This is a genomic window from Micromonospora sp. NPDC047753 (assembly GCF_040642735.1).
Lineage (GTDB): Bacteria > Actinomycetota > Actinomycetes > Mycobacteriales > Micromonosporaceae > Micromonospora.
This window is the reverse complement of record NZ_JBEYSL010000478.1, coordinates 1-5175: the sequence shown is the minus strand read 5'-3', so window position 1 is coordinate 5175 and position 5175 is coordinate 1. Positions and strand designations below refer to the sequence as shown.

General features: G+C 72.9%; 5 protein-coding genes. 1 reads left to right on the top strand and 4 read right to left on the bottom strand.

Annotated features, from left to right (window positions below):
- Positions 1 to 1036 (top strand): MarP family serine protease (locus tag ABZ749_RS28905; protein WP_357233328.1); only part of this gene is annotated, 1036 nt, incomplete at its 5' end.
- A gap of 19 nt (positions 1037 to 1055) precedes the next feature.
- On the opposite strand, the gene ABZ749_RS28900 is transcribed toward ABZ749_RS28905, so the two are convergent.
- The 4 genes from ABZ749_RS28900 to eccCb all read right to left on the bottom strand — a co-directional run.
- On the bottom strand, positions 1056 to 1760 hold the full coding sequence (locus tag ABZ749_RS28900; RefSeq protein WP_357233326.1) for a phosphatase PAP2 family protein: 705 nt from the start codon (positions 1758 to 1760) through the stop codon (positions 1056 to 1058).
- Between the two features lie 37 nt (positions 1761 to 1797).
- Positions 1798 to 2589, bottom strand: coding sequence for a phosphatase PAP2 family protein (locus ABZ749_RS28895; RefSeq protein WP_357233324.1), 792 nt, complete (start codon positions 2587 to 2589; stop codon positions 1798 to 1800).
- Between the two features lie 52 nt (positions 2590 to 2641).
- On the bottom strand, positions 2642 to 3982 hold the full coding sequence (gene mycP, locus ABZ749_RS28890) for a type VII secretion-associated serine protease mycosin (protein WP_357233321.1): 1341 nt from the start codon (positions 3980 to 3982) through the stop codon (positions 2642 to 2644).
- 74 nt (positions 3983 to 4056) lie between these two features.
- Positions 4057 to 5175 (bottom strand): type VII secretion protein EccCb (gene eccCb, locus ABZ749_RS28885; RefSeq protein WP_357233319.1); only part of this gene is annotated, 1119 nt, incomplete at its 5' end.

Here is a 5175-nt window from a genome sequence, read left to right as displayed (position 1 = left end):
CGCCAGACAGTTCGTGGACGCCGGCACCCGTGTGCTGATCTCGCTGGTGGCCATCTTCGGGCTGGCAGTGGTCGGGCAGGCACTCGCCGGTTGGCTCGGCTCGCACCTACGCAAGACGATCACCAGCGACGTGGGCAAACGGGCCGACGACGTCGGTGGGGCGCTCGTCTCGCTGTTCGCGGTGCTCCTGCTCGCCTGGCTGGTCGCCGTGCCGCTCGGCTCGTCCTCGGTGCCCTGGCTCGCCGCCTCGGTCCGCAACAGTGCGTTGATCACGGTGGTCAACCAGGTCCTGCCGGAGCAGGCCCACCAGCTGTCCACGGCGCTGGAGGACACCGTCGACACCGACGGGTTCCCGGACGTCTTCGGTGACCTCGCGCCCACCCGGGCCCGGCAGGTCGACCCGCCGGACCCGGCACTGGCCGGCTCGCAGGTGGTGGTCAGCGGTCGGCAGTCGGTCGTGAAGGTGCTCGGCTCCGCGCCCAGCTGCTCACGCCGGATCGAGGGTTCCGGTTTCGTGTACGCGGACGACCGGGTGATGACCAACGCGCACGTGGTGGCCGGCACCCGTTCGGTCGCCGTGGAGCTGGGCGGCGAGCGGTACGACGGCAAGGTGGTGGTCTACGACCCGAGCCGGGATCTGGCGGTGCTGCTCGTGCCCGGGCTGCCCGGGCCGTCCCTGCGGTTCGCCGCCGGCAACGCGGGCAGTGGCTCCGACGCGATAGTGCTCGGCTTCCCGCTCGACGGCCCGTACAACGCGCAGTCGGCGCGGGTCCGGGACGTCGACCGGATCAAGGGCCCGGACATCTACTCGTCCAACGAGGTGACCCGGGAGATCTACACGATCCGAGCGCTGGTCCGCAGCGGCAACTCGGGGGGGCCGCTGCTCTCCGCCAACGGCCTGGTACTCGGTGTGATCTTCGCGGCGGCGTCCGACGACCCGAACACCGGCTTCGCCGTGACGGCGGCCGAGGCCCGCCCGGTGGCGTTGGCCGGTGCCGAACGCAACAGGCAGGTCGGCACCGGCGAGTGCACCTGAGCGTCGCCGCGAGGTCGGCTCAGCCTTGAGCCGGGGCGGGACGCCCGACGGCCGGTAGCTTCGCCCGGCCCCACCGCAGCCCCCGGTCCAGCACGGCACGGGCCATGATCGCGACGCACGTGCCGCCGTTGACGAAGGACGCCACCACGTCGCTCGGGTGGTGCATGCCCCGGTACATCCGGGTCAGCGCCACGCCCAGCGGCACCATCAGCAGCAGCGTCCACCAGGCGACCTTCGCGCCGGTGCTCCGTGCCCGCAGTGCCAGCAGCACGGCGATGCCGACGTAGAGCGCCACCGCCGCCGAGGTGTGCCCGGACGGGAAGCTCGACGTGGGTGGCGAGACGTCCATGTGCTCCACCGCCGGCCGCCGTCGGTCGATCGCCAGCGTGGTCAGAAGGAACACCAGCGCCTGGGCGGTCACCGCCGCGCACAGGAAGAGCGGCTCGCGCCAGCGCTTCAGCCAGAGCCGTAGCGCCAACGCCACCAGCACGGTGACCACGACGATCATCTGGGTGCTGGCCAGCGTGCTGAACACCAGCGAGACGTTGTTCCATTCGCCGGTGCGGTCGGCGGCCAGTTCCCGGTTCACCGCGTCCTCCGCGGTGAACGGCCAGGTCTTGGCGAACACCCGGGTGACCAGCACCCCGAGCAGCACCATGAGCCCCAGCAGGAGGGACACCGGCAGCAGCACCCGCCGGAGGATCTGGACCACGGTCTCGGACATGGGTCGCCCAGTACCCGGCCGAGCTCGTCGTCACTCCTCAGGCCGCTCCCGGGTGCCGCTCGACCTCGGGAGCAACGCCGTCGCGGGTCGGCCGGACCGGCCGAAGACCGGTGTGTGCCCGCCAACTGGTGAACGCGGCGGTGGTGGCAGCGACCACCGCCACGCCGAGCAACCATCCACCCACCACATCACTGGTGAAGTGCACGCCCAGCGTCACCCTGGTCAGCCCGGTCACCACTGTGAGCAGGACCGCCGCCACCCAGAGCGCGGCCCGCGCCACCCCGCGCCGGGCGTAGGGCAGGAGCACCAGCAGCAGCACCCCGGCGGCCAGGGTGGCGTTCAGCGCGTGCCCGGAGGGGAACGAGTAGCCGGCGGCCCGGGCCACCGGGTCCAGCAACTCCGGCCGGTCCCGGCCGACCAGCAACTTGAGCAGCGGACCGACCAACCCGCCGACGACCATTGTGGTGGCCGCCCAGAGGGCCAGCCGGCGGGCTCCCCGGCGCAGCAACCAGACCACCAGGAGCAGGACCACGGCGCGCAGTGGCATCGGTGCGAACACCTCGGTCCAGCCTCGCATCAGCGCGACCCAGGCCGGGTGATCCTGGGCGTAGCCGTGCAGCGCGTCGGTGACCGTCGTGTCCAGCCGGTGCAGCGGCGCCCAGGCGCCGAGCACCAGCAGGGTGAGTAGCGCGAACGGCACCAGCACCAGGAACGCCGCGGTCGCGGCGAGAGTGAGCCGCAGACCCAGCGCACGGTCCGGGTCGAATCGGCGGCGCCGCCAGGACGGCTGGCCGGTGGGAGCGAGGGTGGGCGGCCGGTGCGTACTCATGGGTCCGTTCTACCCGGCCGGGCAGCCGCTCAGGCCTGCCGGCCGGTCGCGATCAACGGGGCCGCTGACGCAACCGGCGCACCATCAGGGCCGCACCGCCGACCAGAGCGACGAGGAGCACGACAGTGACCCACAGCTGCTCCGGCGCGGACGTGTCCTGACCGCCCGCCGCCCGAGCCGTCCACCGGCTCTGCTGACCGGATGCGGCGAGCCCGAGTGGATCGGTGCCCGCTCCGGCCACCGGATCGTCATCGACCGAGCCGGGCGCCGGACCGAACCCGGTCACGCCCGGCGACGTCTGGTCGTCCAACGGGTTGGCGGTCACCGGCGGCACCTGAGCGGTCAACGCGGCGACCGGGTCGACCACCCCGTACCCGAAGCGGTCGTCCCGCCCGGTCGGGCCCAGGTCCCGGGCGGTGGCCAACAACCGGTTGACCACCTCACCCGCGGGCATCCGCGGATAGCGGGACCGGACCAGCGCGGCGGTCGCCGCCACCAGTGGCGCGGCGAAGCTGGTGCCCTGCACCCGCCAGTACCCGCCCGGAGGCTTGGCGCCGACCAGGCCGCTGGCGGGAGCGGTGAGCACGGTCGCCCGACCGGTGATCGAGCCGGACCACAGGTTGTCGCTGCTGCGTTCGAGACCGGACACGGCGATCACACCCGGCTCCCGAGCCGGGTACCAGACCTTGGTGCTGGTGGAGGTGGCGAGGTTGCCGGTGCAGGCGATCACGACCACGTCCCGGACGAACGCGTAGTCCAGGGCGGCGGCCAGGGCCGGGCTGTCACCGCTGCCGCCCAGCGACAGGTTGATCACACGGGCGCCGTTGTCGACCGCCCAGCGGACCCCTTGGGCGACGATCAGCGCGTCGTCGTAACGGTTCTCCTCGTCGAGCACGCGGACCGGCAGGATCCGGGCGTCCGGTGCGAGGCCGACCACGCCCCGCCTGTCGTCGTTGCGCCCGGCGATCAGGCCGGCGACGGTGGTGCCGTGACCCACCGGATCCGGGCCCGGGGCACCACCGGGGCCGACCAGGTCCTTGCCGGGCAGCACCTGACCAACCAGGTCGGGGTGGTTGCCGTCCACTCCGGAGTCGACCACCGCCACTGTCACGCCCCGGCCGGTCGAGCTGCGCCACGCCGTTTCGGCCTGCAACTCGTCGAGCTGCCACTGCTCGTCGCGCACCTGGTCGGTGCGGGCGACGGCGTCACCGGGGGCGAACGCCATCGGCGCGCCGGCGAGCTGTCCACCGTTCGTGGGCGCGGCGACCGGCACGACTGCCGCGGTCGGAGCCACGACGGCAAGCGCCGCGGCCACGCCGAGCAGCGCCCGGCTGGTCGCTCGTCGGGCCGCCGACGGACCGCTGTGCCGCACCCCAGTCACATACCCAGCCATTCATCCCGACGGAACCATGACGATCGGAGATTACCGGTTTCCCCACCCGTCACGGGAAGAACCGGCGAGTCAGGTCATTGCGGCGGCAGTTGTGCCAACTGAACAAGGCGTACGCCCTCCCGTCGGGTGACCAGCCGACCACGCCCCGGCGGCAGCGCTCCGGGTCGCACCGACCCGACGAGTGCGCCCTCCTCGGGGCTGCCCGCCATCACCAGGCCGGCCGTGGACAGCTCCCGCAGGCGCTGCACGATCGGCTCGTACTGGGCCCGGCTCGCCCCACCGGACCGGCGGGCCAGCACCAGGTGCAGCCCGATGTCCCGGGCGTGCGGCAGGTGCTCCTCCAGTGCGCGTAACGGGTTCGCCGGCCCTGCCGCCACCAGGTCGTAGTCGTCCACCAGCACGAACAGTTCCGGCCCGGACCACCAGGACCGGTCCCGCAACTGCTGCGGGGTGACCTCAGGCCCGGGAGCACGGCGCTCCAGGTACCCGGCGGCCGACTCGACCAGGTCGGCGGTGTGAGCCGCCGCGGTGCCGTACCCGATCAGGTGTGGCGTCTCGATGGCACCGAGCAGGCTGCGCCGGTAGTCGACGAGGATCACCCGGGCCTGCTCGGGAGTGAACCGGGTGATGATCGACGTGGCCAGCGCGCGCAGGAACGACGACTTGCCGCACTCCGAGTCCCCGAAGACCACGAAGTGCGGCTCGGTGGCGAAGTCGATCGACACCGGGCGCAGGTCCGCCTCCGCGATCCCGATCGGCAGCCGCAGCCCGGTCGTCGAGGTGAGGTCCAGATCGGCGTACGGCAGCACCGGCGGGAGCAGCCGCACCCGGGGTGCCCGAGCACCCGCCCACCCGTCGGTGGCCCTCTTGACCAGGTCGGCGGTGTCTCCGCCGGCGGTACCGAGCTGCGGCAGCGCGGTGAGGAAGTGCAGGCCCTCCGCGGTCACCCCCCGGCCGGAGCGCTCCGGCACGTTGGCGGCCGCACGCCGGGCCACCAACGAGTCGGCCGGGTCACCGAGACGCAACTCCAGCCGGGAGCCGAACAGGTCCCGGATCGCCGGACGGAAATCCAGCCAGCGCAGCCCGGTGGCGACCACGTGCAGCCCGTACGACAGGCCCCGGGTGGCCAGGTCGGTGACGAGTGGCTCCAGGTCGTCGTACTCGCCGCGGATGGTGGTCCACCCGTCGATCAC

Bases quoted from the DNA above. Each gene is read 5' to 3' on its own strand.
- ABZ749_RS28900 (WP_357233326.1), bottom strand. From the start codon at position 1,760: ATGTCCGAGACCGTGGTCCAGATCCTCCGGCGGGTGCTGCTGCCGGTG.
- ABZ749_RS28895 (WP_357233324.1), bottom strand. From the start codon at position 2,589: ATGAGTACGCACCGGCCGCCCACCCTCGCTCCCACCGGCCAGCCGTCC.
- mycP (WP_357233321.1), bottom strand. From the start codon at position 3,982: ATGGCTGGGTATGTGACTGGGGTGCGGCACAGCGGTCCGTCGGCGGCC.